The 19,845-nt window shown below is 67.5% G+C and carries 15 protein-coding genes; 8 read left to right on the top strand and 7 right to left on the bottom strand.

All coding sequences use genetic code 11. From position 1 onward, the window contains the following. The first annotated feature begins 118 nt into the window (after positions 1 to 118). The gene (locus BKA16_RS00900) at positions 119 to 982 is read left to right on the top strand and encodes an SDR family oxidoreductase (RefSeq protein ID WP_183368801.1); all 864 of its coding nucleotides are present in this window, start codon (positions 119 to 121) and stop codon (positions 980 to 982) included. On the opposite strand, the gene BKA16_RS00895 is transcribed toward BKA16_RS00900, so the two are convergent. Then, complete coding sequence (locus BKA16_RS00895) at positions 973 to 1,536, bottom strand: TetR/AcrR family transcriptional regulator (RefSeq protein ID WP_183368800.1); 564 nt, start codon at positions 1,534 to 1,536, stop codon at positions 973 to 975. The genes BKA16_RS00900 and BKA16_RS00895 overlap by 10 nt on opposite strands. A gap of 100 nt (positions 1,537 to 1,636) precedes the next feature. Between BKA16_RS00895 and BKA16_RS00890 the strand changes: the two genes are divergently transcribed. Continuing rightward, positions 1,637 to 2,518, top strand: a complete 882-nt coding sequence (locus tag BKA16_RS00890; RefSeq protein WP_183368799.1) for an oxygenase MpaB family protein — start codon at positions 1,637 to 1,639, stop codon at positions 2,516 to 2,518. Beyond that, positions 2,515 to 3,039, top strand: a complete 525-nt coding sequence (locus BKA16_RS00885) for a DUF4334 domain-containing protein (RefSeq protein ID WP_183368798.1) — start codon at positions 2,515 to 2,517, stop codon at positions 3,037 to 3,039. Before BKA16_RS00890 ends, BKA16_RS00885 begins: the two co-directional genes overlap by 4 nt. Before the next feature lie 104 nt (positions 3,040 to 3,143). On the opposite strand, the gene BKA16_RS00880 is transcribed toward BKA16_RS00885, so the two are convergent. Continuing rightward, entirely contained in the window at positions 3,144 to 3,962 is an 819-nt protein-coding gene (locus tag BKA16_RS00880; RefSeq protein WP_183368797.1) for a sulfurtransferase, read from the bottom strand. Continuing rightward, positions 3,962 to 4,882, bottom strand: a complete 921-nt coding sequence (locus tag BKA16_RS00875) for a TIGR03564 family F420-dependent LLM class oxidoreductase (RefSeq protein ID WP_183368796.1) — start codon at positions 4,880 to 4,882, stop codon at positions 3,962 to 3,964. Before BKA16_RS00875 ends, BKA16_RS00880 begins: the two co-directional genes overlap by 1 nt. 70 nt (positions 4,883 to 4,952) lie before the next feature. Here BKA16_RS00875 and BKA16_RS00870 point away from each other — a divergent pair, with 70 nt between their 5' ends. Next, on the top strand, positions 4,953 to 6,173 hold the full coding sequence (locus BKA16_RS00870) for an oxygenase MpaB family protein (RefSeq protein ID WP_183368795.1): 1,221 nt from the start codon (positions 4,953 to 4,955) through the stop codon (positions 6,171 to 6,173). A 180-nt stretch (positions 6,174 to 6,353) separates the two neighbouring features. Here the strand turns inward: BKA16_RS00870 and BKA16_RS00865 are convergent, their stop codons facing one another. Beyond that, positions 6,354 to 9,614, bottom strand: coding sequence for a (Fe-S)-binding protein (locus tag BKA16_RS00865; protein ID WP_183368794.1), 3,261 nt, complete (start codon positions 9,612 to 9,614; stop codon positions 6,354 to 6,356). Between the two features lie 678 nt (positions 9,615 to 10,292). Here BKA16_RS00865 and BKA16_RS00860 point away from each other — a divergent pair. Then, positions 10,293 to 11,561, top strand: a complete 1,269-nt coding sequence (locus BKA16_RS00860) for a hypothetical protein (RefSeq protein WP_183368793.1) — start codon at positions 10,293 to 10,295, stop codon at positions 11,559 to 11,561. 287 nt (positions 11,562 to 11,848) lie between these two features. Then, the gene (locus tag BKA16_RS00855) at positions 11,849 to 13,372 is read left to right on the top strand and encodes a hypothetical protein (RefSeq protein WP_183368792.1); all 1,524 of its coding nucleotides are present in this window, start codon (positions 11,849 to 11,851) and stop codon (positions 13,370 to 13,372) included. 142 nt (positions 13,373 to 13,514) lie between these two features. Here BKA16_RS00855 and BKA16_RS00850 read toward each other — a convergent pair whose 3' ends face one another. Then, positions 13,515 to 14,915, bottom strand: coding sequence for a WS/DGAT/MGAT family O-acyltransferase (locus BKA16_RS00850; protein WP_183368791.1), 1,401 nt, complete (start codon positions 14,913 to 14,915; stop codon positions 13,515 to 13,517). Positions 14,916 to 15,053: 138 nt separating this feature from the next. Here BKA16_RS00850 and BKA16_RS00845 point away from each other — a divergent pair, with 138 nt between their 5' ends. Both BKA16_RS00845 and BKA16_RS00840 read left to right on the top strand, forming a co-directional pair. Then, on the top strand, positions 15,054 to 15,662 hold the full coding sequence (locus BKA16_RS00845) for a SanA/YdcF family protein (RefSeq protein WP_343067230.1): 609 nt from the start codon (positions 15,054 to 15,056) through the stop codon (positions 15,660 to 15,662). A gap of 50 nt (positions 15,663 to 15,712) precedes the next feature. Then, positions 15,713 to 16,264 carry a beta-ketoacyl-[acyl-carrier-protein] synthase family protein gene (locus BKA16_RS00840; protein ID WP_183368789.1) on the top strand — a complete coding sequence of 184 codons (552 nt, stop codon included), beginning with the start codon at positions 15,713 to 15,715 and terminating at the stop codon, positions 16,262 to 16,264. Between the two features lie 18 nt (positions 16,265 to 16,282). On the opposite strand, the gene BKA16_RS00835 is transcribed toward BKA16_RS00840, so the two are convergent. Both BKA16_RS00835 and BKA16_RS00830 read right to left on the bottom strand, forming a co-directional pair. Next, positions 16,283 to 17,461 (bottom strand): acyltransferase, encoded by a 1,179-nt coding sequence (locus tag BKA16_RS00835; protein WP_183368788.1) that lies wholly within the window; start codon positions 17,459 to 17,461, stop codon positions 16,283 to 16,285. A 132-nt stretch (positions 17,462 to 17,593) separates the two neighbouring features. Beyond that, a complete protein-coding gene (locus BKA16_RS00830; protein ID WP_343067229.1) occupies positions 17,594 to 19,765 on the bottom strand; it encodes an acyltransferase family protein in 2,172 nt (723 codons plus the stop codon). Between the last annotated feature and the right edge of the window lie 80 nt (positions 19,766 to 19,845).

Raw genomic sequence — 19,845 nt, 5'->3', positions numbered from 1 at the left:
GTGGACCTCGCCTCATTCGTGGTGCGAGACGGTCCCGCGGACCTCGCCGTCCTCCGTCGGCGTCTGGGTTTCCCGTGTTGACTGCACCAGCGTCCTGAAACGTGTTCTAGTAGCTGTCATGGGTGTGTACGTGGTGACCGGATCGGCGTCGGGAATGGGAGCGTCCGTCGCCGCACGGCTGACCGACGACGGGCACGAGGTAATCGGCGTCGACCTCGCCGATGCGGCGGTGATCGCCGACCTGTCGACGGTCGAGGGTCGCCGAGGGGCCGTCGACGCATTGACCGAACGCATCGACGGCCCGCTGCACGGGGCGGTCTTCGCGGCGGGGATCGGCCCCCGGCGAGGCCGAGAGCGGATGCTCGCCGAGGTGAACTGCCTCGGCGTCGTCGAACTGGCGACAGCCCTGCGTCCGCGTCTGGCGGCGGCGCGGAATGCGAAGGTCGTGGTGTTCGGATCCAATTCGTCGACGGCCACCCCTCTCGTGCCGCGCGCCGCGATCCGACGACTCCTCGACGGCGACGCCGAGGCCGCCGCGCGGATCCTGCGTCGTCGGCCCGGCGCGCTGTCGGGACCGGCGGCCTACGCGGCGTCGAAGATCGCGGTGGCGCGGTGGGCGCGCAGGCAGGCGGTGACCGAGGCGTGGGCCGGTGCGGGGATTCGGATGAACGTGATCTCGCCCGGCCCGGTGATGACACCGCTGCTGCAGGGGCAGTTGGCGAATCCGCGTTCGCCGGTGCGCTCGTTCCCGGTCCCGATCCGCGAAAGCGGCCGTCCGGACCAACTCGCCGAGTGGGTCATGACGATGCTGTCTCCGGCCGCCGATTTCATGGTCGGCTCGGTTGTGACCGTCGACGGCGGAACCGAAGCGCTTCTGCGTCCGAACGACTGGCCGTCGCGGCTGCCCGGTCGCCTCCTGCCGAGGATGGCCTGGACCATGTGGCGGGCGCCGAGTCGCGGACAGGTGGCCGACTACTCCTGACGGGCGTCGACGAAGGCGAGCGCCGTGTCGGTGACGGTGCGGATGGCCCACTCGAAGTCGTCGATCGACGGGTTGGCCGCGTTCTCGAAACCGGTCAGCAGCATCATCGCGGTGGCGGCCAGACGCTGCGAGAGTTCGGTGCCGAAGAGTTCGACTCCCATATCGGCGATCGCCGCTCGCCGTGCGTTCTCCACCTCGGTGAGGGCATCGTGCACGGAGGAGTCGACGGCCGCCCAACTGCGGATGGCGCGTTCGGTGCCGTGGGGGAGGTTCAGCGCGATGGTGGTCAGTGCGTCGATGCGGTCGCGCGGATCGGTCACGCTGCGCGCCGCGTCGACGAGCCGGTCCGTGGCCTCGACGCGCCAGTGTGCGATGAGTTCGGTCTCGAAGGCCTTCCAGTTGCGGAACGAGTGGTAGAACGCACCCGTCGTCACGCCTGCCTCGGTGCACACCGAGGCCTGTTTGAATCCCGAATAACCATCGCGTGCAAGGACAGTCATCCCCGCGTGCAGAAATCTGCCGCGCAGCTTGTCGGGTTCGGCGTCGGAATCCATGAACGGATTGTGCCATGTCGGCGGGGGCGGCTCCTTGCCGTTTCACATAAGTTGACTTATGCTGGCTATGTTGTGACCTACCGCATACGAGGAGGCGGCCATGTTCAATCCTGATCGCAACGCGGGTCTCGACCCGCACCACGACTTCGTGGAGATCTATCGGAACATGTCGTTGCTCGACTTTCCGTGGGATGTCAACCAGGCGCTGAGCTTCGCGCTGTTCCGCACGTACGCGGTGCCGAGCGTCGGCCGAGTGCTCTCGGACTCACAGGGCTTCGACGACACGCAGAAGCGATACGACGACACCGGGTTGCTGTTGGAAGTGCCGCTGCGGCAGGGATTCTCCGCGCCCGAGGCGAAGTCGGCACTGCGTCGCATCAATCAGATGCACCGCTCGTACGACATCACCAACGACGACATGCTCTACGTCCTGGCCACATTCGTCGTCGTGCCGAAACGGTGGATCGACGACTACGGTTGGCGGCGGTTCACTTACGACGAGGTGGTCGCCGCGACGAACTACTACCGCGAACTCGGCCGTCACATGAACATCAAGGACATACCGGGGACGTACGACGAGTTCGAGAAGTTGCTGGACTCGTATGAGGCCGAGCACTTCGCCTACGACGCCGGCGGGCGTCGCGTCGCCGACATGACCTTCGAACTGCTGACCACGTTCTATCCGAAGCTCGTGCGCCCGGCAGTGCGGGTGTTCTCGCGCGCCCTGATGGACGACGCCCTGCTCGCCGCATTCCGGTACAAGAAGCCGTCACCCCCGGTGACCTCGCTGAGTCGTCGTGCGCTGCGGGCCCGCGGCCGTGTGGTGCGAGTGCTGCCGCCGCGTCGGAGAGTCAAGGGATTCGGAGACAGCCACCGTATGAAGACCTACCCGGACGGATACGAGATCGAGAAGATGGGCACCTTCCCGACCGGGTGCCCGGTGAAACACCTGAGCGCGGTCGAGGAGAAGGTGGACGCATGAGTCTCACGGTTCCCCAATTGCAGTCCGGACTCACCTCCGACGCCGCCTGCCGACTCTTCGACTCGCTCGAGCCGGTGACCGCGGACTTCATGATCGGCCAGTGGCACGGTTCCGAGGCGCCGACCGGTCACCCGCTCGACGGACTGCTCGCCGTGTCGGGTTGGTACGGCAAGCGGTTCGATGGTCCCGACGAAGTGCACCCGCTGCTGTTCGGCACGCCCGGCGACCTGTATCCGGTGAACCCCGGCGCGGTCCCGATGGGTTTGCTCAACTCTCTCGGCACGCGCATGCCGCGCCCGAAGATCCCCGGTGTCACCACGGCGTTCAAGGCCGTCAAGACCACTCGGTACCGTGCCCGCCTGCGTCGCGTCGACTACCGCGGGACGGTCAGTGCGGCCATGGTGTACGACCAGCTGCCGATCATCGACCACTTCCGCCGTCTCGACGACGACGCCGTCCTCGGAGCGATGGATCTGCGCGACTCGCCTCGGCCGTACTTCTTCCTGCTGGAGCGGGACTGAGCCTTCGACTTCTGCTTGGGGCCTCGACTCCTGCTTGGGAGCCTCGACTCCTGCTTGGGCGCTTCGCCTTCTGCTGGACGAGGGAAGTCGAGACCCGCTGCGCGCTACAGATCCACTTCCTTCGCCGGATCCGACGACCACTGCGAGTAGGAACCCGGATACAGCGTCGCCGTGAGACCGGCGTGTTCGAGGGCCGCGATCTGGTGGGCGGCGGTGACACCGGATCCGCAGTAGACGATCACCTCGCGCTCGCCGTCGACGCCGAGGCCGCCGAACCGGGCGCGCAGATCCTCGGCGGAGCGGAATCGTCCGTCGACGAGGTTGTCTGCCGTCGGTGCGCTGACCGCACCGGGAATGTGGCCGGGTCGGGGGTCGACGGGCTCGGTCTCGCCGCGGTACCGCTCGCCGGCGCGAGCGTCGAGCAGCAGCGCATCGGTCGCGGCCACCTGGTCGATGTCGACGGTCGGCAGGCCGTCGCCGGTGAGGATCACGGTGCCGGTGCGCGGCCGGGCGTCGCCCTGGGACAGTCGCATGCCGGCCTCCCGCCAGGCGCCGAGTCCGCCGTCGAGGATCTTCACGTCGGCGACGCCGCCCCATCGCAGCAGCCACCACGCGCGGGCCGCGGACATCCCGCCGTTGTCGTCGTAGACCACTACCGGGGCGAGTGCGTCCACCCCCCATTCTCGCGCCGCCGACTGGAGATCGGCGAGGTCGGGAAGCGGGTGGCGTCCCAGTGCGGGGTCGGCGGGAGCAGCGAGCTCGGTGTCGAGGTCGACATATACCGCCCCCGGCAGATGCCCCTGCGCGTACTGCTCGCGGCCGTCGTCGCGCCCGAGCTGCCAGCGCACGTCCAGGACGGCGGGCGGTCGGGACGAGAGCATGGCCTCGGCCAGGTCGTCGACGGTGATCAAGGCGGTCGACATCACTTCTCCAGGGTCCGCAGGAGTGCTCGCGTCCGTGCGCGGACCTCCGGATCGGGATCGAAGAGGATTCCGACGTATTCGTCGACCCCGAACGAACCCAACTCGCGGATCCGATCGGCGACGGCGGCCTCGTCGCCGACGATCGCGGCGTCGGCGGGACCGGTGAAGCCCTCGCGGTCGAGCATGGCCTTGTAGGAGGGCAGGCCGTCGTACATCGCGAACTGACGGCCGGCCTCGGCGCGGGCGGCGTCGGCGTCGTCGGTCACGCTGACCGGGAGCATCGCGACCGTGCGGACCGATCCGTCGGGTCGCCCGGCGTCGGCCGCGGCCTGGTGCAGAGTCGGGACGATGTGGTCGCGCAGGGTCTTCGGTCCGGTCATCCAGGTGACGGTGCCCGCGGTACGCCGTCCGGCCAGCCCGAGCATCTTGGGTCCGAGCGCGGCGAAGTACACCGGCGGCGCAGGCGTGTCGCGCAGTGTGATGACGCCGCGGGTGGTGACGAGATCGCCTGCCGAGTCGGCCTTCTCGCCGTTCAGAAGGGGAAGCAGTCCGTCGAGGTACTGTTCGGTGCGTGCGACGGGCCGCGCGTACGGCACACCCCACATGCCTTCGGTGACGACCTTGTGGCTCAGGCCCAGTCCCAGGTTGAGGCGCCCGCCAAGGATCTGATTGACGGTCATCGCCTGCTGCGCGAGCTTGAGCGGATGCTGCGACTGGATCGGAAGCACACTGGTGCCGAACTCGATGCCGGGCACGGCGGCTCCTGCGACGGCGATGACGGTCAATGCGTCCGGTTCCGTCGGCATCTGGGTGGTCCACACGCGGGAGAATCCCTCGTCGCGGATCTCGGTGAGGTTCGCGATCGCACTGTCCATGGACAGGTTCTTCGCATTGATCGTCCAGACGACGCTGACCTGCATGTGCACTCCCTATCGATTGTGAGACGGTTTCACTCTGGCGTCTCACTCGTGTTCGGCCTACAGTCAGCCTATGGGTGTGGAACTGACGGTGTCGCCGCAGCATCAGCGAGTCCGGGATACGGTGCGTCGTCTGACGCGATTCGACTTGCTACCGACGCCGGAGATTCAGGCGTCGTTCGCTGCCGGACACACCGCGGGCGACCCGGTGGCCGAACGCTTCGTCGCGCAGACGTACCACGGAGAGATGGGCGGGAAGCGGGCCGCGGAACTGCTCGACGAGGCGCTGCGCGTCGGCGTCGCCGGAGTTCCGGATGCGCCGGAGTCGATGCGCGAACTGTTCGCCGAGTTCGAGACGATTCCCGACTGGGTGGATCCGGAGCTGATCGAACAGGGCGCGGCCGTCTGGCGGAGGTGGGGTTACAGCCTGGGCGCGGTCGGCAATGCGGGGACCATGGACACCTATACGGAGGCGTCGCTGGCGGTGCCGTTGTCGCTCTCGGGTGGCTATGCCGGCGCCTCCGCACTTCACCGCTACCTGGAGACGAGCCGCTGGTGGCTGGAGGTGTGCGAGCCGGGCGCCGTGCTGACGCCGGGGTCGCGGGCCCGCGAGGTCTCGTTGAAGGTCCGCGTGATGCACGTGTCGGTGCGTGCTCGCGTCGCCGAGCACCCGGAGTGGAACGCCGTCGAGCACGGTCTGCCGATCAGCCAGAGCGAGATGATGCTGACGCTTCTGGGCGGCAGCGTCGGCCCGGGGCTGGGCCTGTACGCGCTCGGCTTCCTCACATCGCCGAGCGAACTGCGCGCCGTTCTGCACTTCAACCGATACCTGGGACATCTGGTCGGTTGCAATGTCGGTGAGATGTTCCCGGAGACCACGGCCGACGGCGTGCGTCTGCTCTACTACTTCGACGCGACTCGCAAACACGACTCGGGACCGCTGGGACCGGAGTTGGTGGAGGGTTTCGTGCCGTCGTTCCAGCCCGCGCCCACGGTCCGTGGATCGGCGCGTTCCCGAGCCCGGTTGCACCTGCAACTGCAGGCCGGCTACACCAGGCTGTTCATGCTGCCGTGGAACCGTCGGAAGTACCGGCTGCCCAGTGGCCTGCCTGGGTTGGCGATGCTGGTGGCCCGCGCACCGTTCATCGCCGCCATCGAGATCCTCCGGCGCGTGTTCCCCGCCGTCGACCGCGCCCAGCAGTCGATCTCGATGCGCAGCTGGCGCCGCTGGCACGCATGGCACCTCGGTCAGCGCGAAGAGGCCTTCGACGCCACCAGGGCGCTCCGCCGCTGAGAACGGTCGCACGCCGCATCTGTCGGTCGAGCATCGGATGACCGAGACCAGAGGGCGTCCTGACCAGGTGATTCGCGACCCTCGTCGACGTGATCGACGCGGAGCGCGGCCATGAGACGACAACGGCGCACGAAGGGGTCCGGGGGACCCTCTCGTGCGCCGTCCGTGATGGAGCGGAACCTACTTGGCGCCGGGGCGCTTCTTGCCTGCTGCCAGACCGAACCCCTTCGCCTTGGAGACGCCCGTCTCGGCGATGGTGCGGGAGTCCGCGGCGGGAGCCGCGGGTGTCTCTGCCTCGGAGGCTTCGGTCTCGGGAGCCTCGGCCGCAGGAGCCTCGGTCTCAGCGGACTCGGTCTCGGGGGCCTCGGTCTCGGCGGACTCGGTGGCAGGCGCCTCGACATCGGCCGGTGCTTCCTCAACGGGCTCGCCCTCCACCGGTGCGGCTGGAGCCGCGGCGGCGGGCTTGGGAGCGCCAGGTTTCTTGGCGCCGGGCTTCTTGAGTCCGCCGGCCATGCCGAATCCCTTGGCCTTGCCCTCGGTCCCCTCGGTCACCGCGGCCTCGGCCGGAGCTTCGGCTGCAGCCGAAGCTTCAGCAGCGACGGGTGCGTCAGCGACCGGTGCCTCCGCAGCCGGTGCCTCCGCAGCCGGAGCCGCGGCGGGCTTGGGAGCGCCGGGCTTCTTGGCGCCGGGCTTCTTGAGTCCGCCGGCCATGCCGAATCCCTTGGCCTTACCGGCGGTGGCCTCCGTTGCCGCCGACTCCGTTGAGACAGCCTCCGTTGAGACAGCCTCGGTCGACGCAGCCTCGGTCTCGGCCGCCGGAGCGGTCGCGGCGGCCGAGCCGCCGGGCTTGGGAGCGCCGCCGGGCTTCTTCAAGCCGCCGGGCTTCTTCAGACCGCCGCCCATCGCCAACCCCTTGGCCGGTGCGGCCTCGGTGGTCTCGGCGGCCGGAGCAGCCGGAGCGCTGGCACCGCCGGGCTTGGGAGCGCCGCCGGGCTTCTTCAGACCGCCCGGCTTCTTCAGGCCGCCGCCCTTGGGCGCCAGGCCTACAGCGGGCTTGGCCTCGGCCGGAGCCGCGGCAGCGGGTGCTGCGGCGGGCGTCGGGGTCGCTGCGACGGGCTCGGGCTCGGGAGCCGGAGCGAGTTCGGACTGGATCGGGTGCAGGAACTTGCCACCGCGCTCCACCTTCTGCCGACCGCGCTGGACGCCTTCCAGGATCATCTGGGCGACGTCGATGACCTCGACCTTGCCCTCCTGTTCGGTGCCGGAGGTCTGCGCGGTGACGCCGTCGGTGAGCATCACTCGGCAGAACGGGCAGCCGGTCGCGATCTTCTTGGTCGCGCCCTCTCCCGAGGGGGCCTGGGTCGGAGCGAGCGTGTCGAGGGCCTCGTCGACGCGGTCGACGTTGATGCGCTTACCGATCTGCTCTTCCATCCACATGCGGGCGCCGCCTGCGCCACAGCACATCGAGCGCTCGCCGTGCCGCGGCATCTCGGTCAACTGACCGCCCGCCGCGTCCATGAGCTCGCGCGGAGCGTCGTAGACCTTGTTGTGGCGGCCCAGGTAGCACGGGTCGTGGTAGGTGATGGCCTGACCGCCGACCGGGGCGACCGGCACCAGACGCTTCTCCCGGACCAGACGGTTCAGCAGCTGCGTGTGGTGGACCACCTCGTACTCGCCGCCGACCTGCGGGTATTCGTTGCCGAGCGCGTTGAAACAGTGCGCGCAGGTCACGACGATCTTCTTGCGCTGCGTCGGGGCCGTCGCGAACAGCTCGTTGAACGTCTCGATGTTCTGCTGCGCGAGCATCTGGAACAGGAACTCGTTGCCCGCACGGCGCGCGGAGTCGCCGGTACAGGTCTCGCCCTCACCGAGGACGAGGAAGTCCACGGCCGCGATGTCCAGGAGCTCGGCGACGGCCTTGGTCGTCTTCTTCGCGCGGTCCTCGTAGGCGCCGGCGCAGCCGACCCAGAACAGGTACTCGTAGCCCTCGAACGACTCGACGTCCTTGCCGTAGACCGGGATGTCGATGTCCATCTCGTCGATCCAGGCGGTGCGCTGTGAGGAGTTCTGGCCCCACGGGTTGCCCTTGTTCTCGAGGTTCTTGAACATGCCGGCGAGCTCGGTCGGGAAGTCCGACTCGATGAGGACCTGGTACCGGCGCATATCGATGAAGTGGTCGACGTGCTCGATGTCGACCGGGCACTGCTCGACACACGCACCACAGGTGGTGCACGACCACAGGGCTTCGGCGTCGATGACGGCACCGGCCGGATCGCCGCCCAACGAGTCGCCGACCAGCTTGCGCTCGGCCTCCAGACGCGCCGCCTCGGGGACCTTCGCGAGCTTGTCGTCGTCGACGTTTCCGTCCTTGTCGACGATGCCGATCTCGTCGCCGCCCATGTCCTTGGCGCCACCGGCGAACAGGTACGGAGCCTTGGCCTGACCGTGATCGCGCAGCGACATGATCATCAGCTTCGGCGACAGCGGCTTACCGGTGTTCCACGCCGGGCACTGGCTCTGGCAACGACCACACTCCGTGCAGGTGGTGAAGTCCAGCCACCCCTTCCACGAGAAGTCCTCGATCTTGCCCGCGCCGAACGCGTCGACGTCGGGGTCGGCCGTCTCCATGTCCAGGATCTTGCCCTGACTCATCATCGGCTTGGCCGCACCCAGGGCGACGCCGCCGTCGGACTCCCGCTTGAAGAAGATGTTGGGGAATGCGGCGAAGCGGTGCCAGGCCACACCCCAGTCGATGTTCAGGCCGACCACGGCCAACCAGACCATGCCCGACATCAGCTTGATCACGGCCGCGGCCGTCACCCAGTACACCGAGCAGCCCTCGAACAACTGCGCGAAGTAGTGGGTGAAGAACGACGTCCAGATCGGCGGATCCTCGATATCCGATGCGATCTTGAAGGTCTTCACGAAGATCATGCCGAGGCCCTCGATGAGGACGACGAGCTCGACGAAGTAGGCCGCCCCGAAGCGCGAACCCGAGAAGCGCGAGAGACGCTTGGGCAGTCGCGGGTGGTTGAGCTGGCGGATGATCATCAGCGCGACGATGCCGATGACCGTGCCCAGCCCCAAGACCTCGTCGGCGAAGATGTAGATCTTCCACGCGCCGATCACCGGCCAGTGGAACTCCGGATCGAAGATCTGTCCATAGGCTTCGAACCAGAAGATCGCGCCGATCAGGAAGCCGAACATCACCAACCAGTGCGCCCAGCCGACGGTGCGGAACTTCGCCATACGCGTGTGCGCGACGAACTCCTTGATCATCGTGGCCAGGCGCTTGCCCGGGTAGGCGAAGCGTTGGGAGTCAACCTTCTGGCCTTGGGCGATGCTGCGCACCATGGTGAACACACCGCGCAGGAACAGGGCCCAACACACAAGGCTGATCGCTGCGGCGATCCATCCGATCGTGATCGTGGCGGTCGTCATTCGAGTACCGGCCTTTCTTCAGGTCGTACCAGACCGGGCGCGGGCGGCCGATGCTCGCGCCCAAGTCGACGTTTTCTCCTGGTAACCGTAAGGCTTAGGCCCTTGCCACCGCTGCCAAGGTCTACCTAACTTCGCTGGTTGCAGCGTGTTCCAGGTCTGCCATCGATATGTTACTCGTGAGTAACCATTGAGTCCAAGTCGTACGCGCTGTGATTCCTTCGGCTGATCAGAGGGCTGTTTCGTGGCTGTGTGAACTCGTGTCGCACTCGGCTGACTTCTCGTCGTGTCGGACATGCCATTCGGTGACGATTCTCTGACTCTCGGCGCAGGCGTTGTCACGTGTTGGATCGTCGATCTCCGGAACCGGAATGCGGGCGTTGTGGAGGCGTCGGCGTCTATGCAGTTCGGGAGGGGTGCGACTCGTCCGGCGCGACGCCGGGTCCGACGCACGCACCATGCGATCGACCGAACCGAGGGTGGAGGCGCCGACGGTGGAAACGCAGCCCACGGGTGTCTCTGAATCGATCGTCTTCGGTCGAACGAGTGCCAAGGAATCCGGCAAACCGGCATGTGCGTACTAAGCTTTCCGTCGCGCCTTACTGTTCGGTAAGTCGCAGTTCGATTCAGCTGTGACGCACGATGTCTCGCTCTCCGAGACCAGCACAGAAACGAGTTGACGTGAAGAAGTCGACATTGCGTCGCGCGCTGTTCGCCGCGACCGCTGCCGCCGCGGTCGGCGCAGGCAGCCTCGCGCCGGCACCGGCCCATGCTGCCGCGCCCGAGCTTCGGCCGATCGCCGCATGCGCCGCAGGAGAACAAGGGACGTATGCGGACGTCCTCGGCAACACGGTGGACTGCTCTGCCTCGAGCCCGTCGATCATCGGCGAGGTCGGTGACGCCATCGCGGGTCTGTTCCTTCCGGGTGTCTCGCTCAGCGATCTCAACGGTGCGACGGCGCTCGGTATCGCACTGTTGGGCATGCCGGGTGCGGCTTCGGTGTCCGGCGACGGATTCACGACCGCGATAGGCGTGGGCGGCGACGCGACCGCGAACGCCGGCGGCGTTCTCAGCGGTGCGATCTCGATCGGCGTCGCAGGCGGCTCCGGCACGGCCGACTCCACGTTCGGCGGCATCTCTCTGGCTCTCGGCGGTATGACCGGTACGGCGCAGGCGCACGCACTCCCGCTTGGCATCGCCACCGCGTTCGGTGTCGGCATGAACGCGTCCGCGACGGCCCTCGGTGGCTTCGCCTCCGCGAACGGCTCGGCGGCGCTCGGCGATGACCCGGTGCCGACGACGGTGTGCACCGCGCTCTACGGCGCGGCATCGGTCACGAGCCTGACGGGCGGGAACCTCTCCTCGTGCACGAGCATTCTGTTCATCTTCCAGCGGTCGCAGCAGGGCGACGGGCCCGTCGTCTACTCGATCAAGAACCCGTTCGCCGTCGCATTGACTGCGCCATTCGGCCAGCTGGACAAGGTGACCGAGTTGGCCGGGCTCCTCGGACTCGAGCTGCCCGTCCCGTCGTCGATCACCGACCTGCTCGGTGGCAGGTTCGTCCCGCAGTTGTCCGAAGACCTGATCCGTGTCTCGGTCGACAACGACGGCGGCATCCAGTTCGGTTCGGACGTCTTCGGACAGAAGGCCGACCCGGAGACCTCCGGCGTCGCCGACACGGCCGTCGTCGCCAAGCAGTCGACCGTCACTCCCGCCGTCGAGCCGAACACGACCGAGTCTCCCGCCGTCGACACCTCGACCGGCGACGACGCAGCTGATCAGGCTCAGGCTCCGGAGACGGAGATCGATCCGGCCCCGACTGCTGACGCCCCCGCGGAGGACACCGACCAGGTCGCTTCCGTCGACGACGCTCTGGCCGCCGATGCTCCGGCCGCCGACACCGACCCGTCGGACGCATCGTCCACCGAAGATGCTCCGGCCGCGGCCTGAGCCGTATCGACACTTCGCGAACGGAGAGCGGAGCCGAACCCCTCACCGGGTTCGGCTCCGCTTCTCTTGATGCTGGAGATGCACCGGCGCCCTCTGTCCATCGATCGGACGATCCGAGGCGGAGATGTCCTCCGAACCCTCCGGTGCTCGTCCGTTCAGCGGGTGTACCGGCTCTCCGCCTGATATTGATAGATGACCGAAGAATTAACTTCTGCGGTTACGGGCGATTCGACCCACTCCGGGCGGATCGACGGCTACGTCAGTCGGGCAGACCAGAGGAAACTCACATGAAGAAGTCGACTTTCCGCCGCGGGGCCGCCGTCGCGGCCGCGGCGGCAACCATCGGAGCAGGCACACTCGTCGCTCCGCCCCCGGCGCAGGCGGGCGTGCTGGGCGACGTGCTCGGGGGTGCACTCGACGGTATCGCCCCGAACTGTGTGGCCGGCGAAGACGACGTGGTTGCGAACGGTCTTGGCGCGAGCGCGGATTGCACTGCGGCGGATCCCTCGGTCGTGGCGAAGGTAGGGGACGCCATCATCGGACTGTTCCTTCCGGGCCTGCCCGTCGATCTTCTCACCAGTCTCAATGGTGCGACCGCGGTAGGTGGCGCAATTACGATTCCGCCGATTCCCGTCGTGCTGCAGGACGGTCTGGTCATCGGAGTCCCGGCGAGCGCCACGATCGCCGGCAACGGGTATACGTCAGCTCTGGCACTCTTCGGAGACGCACGCGCTACAGCGGACTGGTACCTGAGCGGTGCAGTGGCGATCGCCGGGCCGCGAGCCGACGAGACCGCGACGGCGTCATTCGGAGGTCTCGCGTTGGCAGTCGGCATGGCCGGGCTGCCGGAGGACCCTATCGACGTCCTGGACTTGCTGGGTGGCAAGGTCTACCACGGATCTGCCAACGCGCTCCCCGGCGGCGTCGCACTGGTCTTCAACGTCGGCTACAACGGCTCAGCGACAGCTCTTGGCGGCTACTCGTCGGCGGTCGGCACATCATTCCCTGTCGAAGGTCTGGCGAACAAGGGCACCGTCTGCACCGCGCTGTACGGAACCGCCTCACTGACGAACCTCGACGGCAGCAACGTCTCGTCGTGCACCAGCGTTCTGTTCCTGTTCCAGCAGTCACAGCAGGGTGATGGACCGGTCAACTACTCGATCAAGAATCCGTTCTCGCTTCGCTTCACCTCGCCGCTGACCGGACTGCAGAACGTCGTCGGCGCGGTGGACGGGATCCTGCCCGAGGGACTGCTCCCCGATGAGGTCGTCGGCCTGTTCGACCTGGGCTTCCAACCCGAGTTCACGTCCGACCTGATCCGTATCGTCATGACGGACGACGGCCCGAGGTTCGAGACAGACATCTTCGACGACCTCAAGGATCTGTTCGCCCTACTGAATCCGGCGAAGACCTTGGCAAGCGTTACGACCACTGCCGAGAACACCGACGCCGCCGCATACCGGCTCCCGAACGCCGCCGACACAGTGTTCGACCAGGGTGAGGTCGAGTCGAAGGACGCTCCGGCGACCATCGAGGCCCCACTGGAGATCACCGCCGGGGCGGACGACACCGCGCAGACTCAGGCATCGGACGCAGGGGCGCAGGGACAGGACGACGCCCCCAGTGGACAGGATGAGCCCCCGGTCGCTGAATCGGAGGACCCCGTTGAAGACTCGACTCCGACACCCGAGCCGACGGCCACGGAGCCGTCGAACACCGTCGAGCCTTCGACTACAGCGAGTGCTGAGCCGTCGAGCACCGACGACGGCACCGGCACCGAGTACATCGGTCGACACCGCGCTGAACCGTGATGTGATCGGTTGTCCCTGACGTGATTCATCCCCTGTGGTCTCCACCGCAGGGGATGAATTGTCACGTGCACCTGGCATTCGGCCGGGACGGGAAGGAGTCTCGACTTCGATCGATAGGCCGGAGGCCGCCATTTGCCCGACCTCACGCCTTCGGCGGCAGCGCCTCCAGGTCTTCGAGGGCGGTATCGAGATGGTCCAACAGCCGCTGCAGGCTGGGCAGTTCGGCGCGAGCACCGGTGATGCCGAAGTTGGCCTTGCCGGAGACCGTCGTGATCGTGATGTTGAGCGCGAGTCCCTCCACCGGAATCGACACCGGGTAGCAGCCGTCCAGCCGTGCACCGTTCCAGTACAGCGTCTCCTCGGGGCCGGGGACGCTCGAGATCATGAGGTTGAAGCCCGTCGGCGTGTATTCGACGAAGCCGGGGATGGTGGTGAACGCGAGCGGCCACGCGATGGCGGCGCCGAGCGCCAGCGCCTGCAGTGGGCGCAGTCCTCGCACGGCCGCCTTCGCGGCCTTGGTCGACGCCGTGATCGAGGCCACCCGGTCGGCGGCGTCGGCCTGATCGGTGGCCAGGCGGACCGAGATCGCGGTGATCGCGTTGCCGGTCGCATCGCCGTCGCTGTGCAGTGACACCGGCATCACCGCGATCAGCGACTCGTCGGGCAGCGCATCCTGATCGGACAGGTACGTGCGCAGCGCGCCCGAGCACATCGCGACCATGACGTCGTTCAAGGTCATGCCCTGCGCCTTGCCGACGGCCCGGAGTCGTTCGAGGGGCCAGTCCTGCGCGGCGAACCGTCGCGCCGATCCGATCGGCACGTTCAGAATGGTGCTCGGCGCCTGGTGCAGGGGCGCGATGTAGTCCTTGTCGGTGAGACCGGCGATCGCGATCTTCGCCGCGGCAGGGCCCAGACCCACCACCTGGTCGGCGATCTCGGCGACCTGCCCCACAGCGCTCGTGAGCGTTCCGAGCAACCCCTTCCGCTCGGGCTTCGGCTTGCTCTTCGCCCGTGCGCGGGCCGGGCGCGCGTCCCACGCCGCAGTACCCGAACGATCGTCGGGATCGGTCGAGAGCATTCGCTGTAGAAGCCGCAGAGCGCTCACCCCGTCGATCACCGAATGGTGGGCCTTGGTGTAGACGGCGACGCGCCCGTCGGCGAGACCCTCGACGATGTGCGCCTCCCACATCGGGCGACGACGATCCAGCAGATTCCCGTGATTGAGCGAGACGTACCGGAGCAGGTCGCGGACGGCTCCCGGACGGGGGAGGACGGTGCGTCGCACGTGGTAGTCGAAGTCGATGTCGTCGTCGTACGACCACGCCGCATAGCCCGCGATCTGGGCCGGCGTCGCCGGGCGTTTCAAGAACAGCTTCGATACGTCGCCGGTGGGCACATGGAACTTCTCGGCCATCTCCTCGGCCAGTTCCTCGGGCGACTGTCCCTCCCGCGGGACGAACAGCTGCAAGCCGCCGACGTGCATCGGCTGGTCGCGCGTCTCGCCGATCAAGAACATCGAATCAGTCACCGGCATGTACTGCATCGGCTTCCCCCTCCTGCGACAATCGAGGCGCGCCATCACGCATCGTCGAGCAATTGTGACACGATGCACAATCAGACTTTTCGCCGCCCTGGGCACCGCGATCATCCGGCCGTGAGCGGGAGAAACTACCGTGAACAGGTGCTCACACCTCGTCGCCTCCGGCATGCGTTCGTGCTGTTCGTCGTCGCTGTTGAACTGCTCGTCGCCGTCACCTCGTCGTGGGTGGCGCTGGCGTCGCGCGGCCGTGTCACCGACGCGGCCGACGTCCCCGACGATGCGCCCCGCACGGTGATCGTGCTCGGCGCGAAGGCCGCCGACGGCGAACCCGGCGACTATCTCCGCGCCCGCCTCGACGTGGTCGTCGAGCTGTACCGAGCAGGTCGGGTCGATCGCATCCTCGACTCCGGGAACGACGCCGACGGTGCCGGCAACGAGGTTCAGGTGATGCGCGCGTACCTGCAGTCGCGAGGGGTGCCCGCCGAGGTGATCGTCGACGACCCGATCGGCCTCAACACCGCCGCCACCTGCCGTCGGGCGGCTCGGGTGTACCACGTCGACGCCGCGCTGATCGTGACCCAGAACTTCCACGTCGGGCGTGCGGTCATGCTGTGCGAGGCCTACGGGATCGATGCGACCGGGGTGATCGCCCCGTGCGGACACTGCAGCACTCTCAGCATGATCCGCAATCACCTGCGAGAATCCCTCGGATCGCGTCCGCGAGCGGTCTGGGACTCGGTGCGTGCATAGTCGTCATTCAGTCGAATAGCGCGGTATCCGGCGGGGAATAGCGTTGCCGTATGGGTACGACCGGAACGCCCGGATTGCACGTGGCGGGAATCGCGGTGGCCGGCGACGGCGCCGGTCCGGCGCTGCTCCCGATGCGCGCAGCCTACGCGGCCCTGCACGATGCGCGGATCTCCGTATCCGACCTGGGTGCCGTGATTCACGTCGGACACGGCTCCCCGGCTCCGGTGTCGGCGGCCGTACGCGACGGACTCGGCGCGCGCTGCGGGCGGACCTTCGACGTCGACGGCGGCGCGACCGGGGTGATCGTCGCGCTGGCGGTCGGCGGATCGCTGCTCGACGCGTCGGGCAGCGTGCTCATCACCGTCGCCGAGCCGGACGGCGCGACGGCGTCGATCGTGGTGACCGGAGGGGAGTCACCACTGGCGACGATGGAGTTCGATCAGGCCCGCACCGGTCGGACTCCGCCGTACGTCCTGCGCTCGGCGTCGCCGATCCGGGGTCTGCTCGACGCTCGGGCGTCCGGCCACCTCGACGTGGTGCTCGTCGCGGCGGGGGAGAACACGCCGGTCGCGTCGGTGAGGTGTCTGCTCGCCAAGCGGTGAGAACGGTGCGGCGCCCGCTCAGATCATGAAGCGCAGCGGCAGGCGCGGGCGGCCCGTCAGATACAGGGAGCCGGGCAGGCGGCGCAGGATCTCGGTCACGGCCAGCGAACCCGCCACCACCAGCAGGTAGACGACGATCGTGCCGAAGGGCTGGGGAACGTGCGCGAGGATCACCGGTTGCCCGGAGTCGGTCGTGGCGCGCAGGATCCAGAACATCACCATCACGTGTACCAGGAACACCGGGAACGACCTGTTCGCCGCGTACGACACCGCGGTGGCGAGCCGCGGCGAACCCTCGCGATAGTGCGTCGACCAATGCAGCCCCATCGCATAGATCGAGACGACGGCGACCATCACGAACGGCAGCACCGTCGGCTCGAACGCACTGTTCGGATCGTTGGTCGGCGCACCGTTGTCCAGGACGCGATGGAAGTACGAGCCGATGGCGAGCGCACCGGTCCCGACCAGGGCGACCGCCAGCCACCTTCCGCGACCGCGGACCATCGCGGCGAGTTGTTCACGGTGGTCCGCGGCGATCGCCCCGGCGACGATGAACAGCTGGTAGGGGATGAACGTCGCGTACGCGCGACTCCACGGCCCCCACGCGGCAGGCGCCTCCCAGTACGAGATGGCGCAGACGACTCCGACCTGCAGCAGCAGACTCCCCGCCAACACCAGTCCGTGATGTCCGCGCGTCTTGGCGACGAGGAGTCGAAGCAGCGGGAACAGCAGATACACCTGCAGCATCACGAACAGGAAGTACAGGTGGAATGCGGCCGTTCCCCACGACAGCTGACCCCAGAACTCGCCGAGGCTCGTCGGGATCTGCCCGCCTCGGCCGTTCGACCACATCCCGATCACCATCCAGTAGATCGCCGACCAGATCGCGTACGGAACGATGACGAGTTTGATGCGTCGACGCCAGAAGTCGACCGCGGAGAAGTCGTCGCGGTCGAGGTTCTGGTACATCAACACGAACCCGGTGAGCGCGAAGAAGATGTTCCGGGTGGCGTGGAACAGCAGATTCGTCGCGTTGACGCCGTGACTGCCCCACTGGTCGGTGGTGGCCGCCAAGACGTGGGTGAAGATGACGAGCGCGAACGTCGTCGACCGGATCAGATCCAATTCGTACAGATAGGGGCGTCGTCGTCGAATCGGCGCAGCCGGTGCTGCGCTTGTCTCGGCGTCGAGCGACATGGGACCTCTGAAATTCACATACGTTACAGCGCGCGATGAACGGTTCGCACCGCGTCAAACGGACACGCTAACAGGCGTCGCTGTGAGTTCACTGGTCGTCGGGCCGAGAGATGTCCCACAGGGCCGGGCCGCCTATCTGAACATCGGTGGCTGCGGCGGCCACCAGTCGGTGGCGCGGCCGATGTCGGCGTCCAGGAACGGGATGAGGCTGCGCACGAAAGCGGTCGTCAGATGATGCGAGTCGTGCCAGACGAGGATGTTCCCGACGACGGCGGGGCAGTACCCGTCCCGGCAGAACGCGTCGCTGTAGTCCAAGAACGTCATGTTCGGGAAGTCGTCGGCGATCGCGTCGATCGGGCTCACCTCCGCGAGCGCGCGCTGACGGGAGACCCCGCACACCTCGGGCTTGCGGCCCGCCGCGATGCAGTCACGCGGAATCATCGGACCGTGCGTCCACGGGGTGTCGCGCACGGCGATCACGTTCTGCCCGCGGTCGCGGAACAACTCGAAATAGTCCAGGTACCCCTTGGGCGTCACATCGCCCGGACCATCGTCGGCGGGACGCGACGCGGTGGTGAACACGACGTCGGGCTCGTCCTCGTCGAGCCGGTCGGCGACGCGATGGGACCAGTCGTTGCACTCGGTGAGCAACTCGCCCTGGAACTCGACCGCGGCTTCAGTGCTCAGCGCGCAGCCCGCCTTCATATAGGTGGTGACTCGGAATCCCCGCTTCTTGCCGATCGCGTCCAGCGCGGTCATCCAGTGCTCGGAGTGCGATCCGCCGACGACGGCCATCGTGCGGTCGGCCTTCGGGTCGCCGAAGACGCCGACCCGGATCGACGGGTCGCCGAAGTTGGAGAAGTAGCCGATGTGGTTGAGGGGCCAGTCGCCCGCCGCGGCCTCGGGATTCGGGACCGCCGGGATGGCCGGCGTCGGAGCGTCGAGCAGGAAGGCTCGGGCGCCGGGATAGTCGCGCGGATTCAGGTTGGTGGTGTCGACGTACTGGTGCTTGGCGCGGTACTGCCAGTAGCCCGCGCTGGCCAACGCGAACACGCTCACGATCACCAGACCGAGTGCGAGGATCGTGCGGTAGCGCTTCGAGAAGCCCGTGCCCCGGCCTGCCCGCAGCGGCGCCTCGACGAACTTGGTGGTGATCCAGGCGATGAGGACCGAGACGAGCAGGATCGCCGCGCCCTCCAGGACGGACACGTCGTCTTCGAGCCGGTGACTCATATAGAAGATCAATAGCGGCCAGTGCCACAGGTAGAGGGCGTAGGCGATCGAGCCGAGCCACACGATCCACGGGTGCGCCAGCAGGCGCCCGACGGGGGAGAGGTCGTTGCCGGGGATCTCGACGGGCGCCGTCGCCGACGACCCGAGCCAGATCAGCAGCAGCGTGGATCCGGCCGGGACGAGCGCCATGGCGGCCGGATACTCCTGGACGCCTGCGATCCAGAAGCCCGACGTGGCGATCAGTGCGATCGCAGCCGCGCTCAGCAGCGACCGCAGCCAGTTCGGCATCGCCAGACGCGGAGCCCAGATCGCGAGGAGACCGCCGGTGATCGGCTCCCACAGGCGGGCGACGGTGTCGTAGTAGTTGAACGGCTGGTTGATGCCGTGCCGGTAATTGGCCCATGCGAACGAGACGAGCGCGACGGCGGCGAGGCTGCCGCCGACGATCCCGGTGATCACCTTCGGGCGGCCGAACACCGGCCATTTCAGCGCCCCGAGTTTGAGGAGTCCGCCGAGGGCCAGCGCGCACAAGATGGTGATGAGGAAGAACTGGCCCTGCATCGCCATCGACCACAGGTGCTGCATCGGGCTCACCGCGGAGTCGGCGGCACCGTAGTCCTGGGAGGCGAACGCCAGGTGATAGTTCTGGTAGTAGAACGCCGAGGCGACGAGTTCTTTGCCGAGCGGACCCCACCGGGTGGTGGGCATCAGCCACCAGGTGAGCGCGGTGATGCCGGCCAATACCAGGAACAATGCGGGCACGAGTCGGCGCAGCATCCGGGACAGACGCGGCCACGGGTTGATCGCCACCGACCAGCTCTGCGACGACGGGTTGGTGCGGATGACGTGTTTGAGCAGCGACGCGACGAAGAAGTAGCCGGACAGCGTCAGGAAGACGTCGACACCGCCGGACACCCGACCGAACCACACGTGGAACACGGCGACCAGGAAGATCGCGATACCGCGCAGACCGTCGAGGTCGAGCCGGTATCCCGAGTTGGTGCCGGCCGCGGCGTCCTCGTTCGGGGTCGAGGGCGACGGTGGTCCACTGATCGCTCCGGCTTTCGTCACAGCCCGGATGCTACGTGCACATCCCGCTCGATTTCCATTTCCGCGACACGGGCTGCGATGGTCGGCCCGTCGGTACCTGC

The sequence above is a fragment of the Gordonia humi genome, from assembly GCF_014197435.1.
GTDB classification, from domain to species: domain Bacteria; phylum Actinomycetota; class Actinomycetes; order Mycobacteriales; family Mycobacteriaceae; genus Gordonia; species Gordonia humi.
This window is presented reverse-complemented; position numbering and strand designations above follow the sequence as displayed.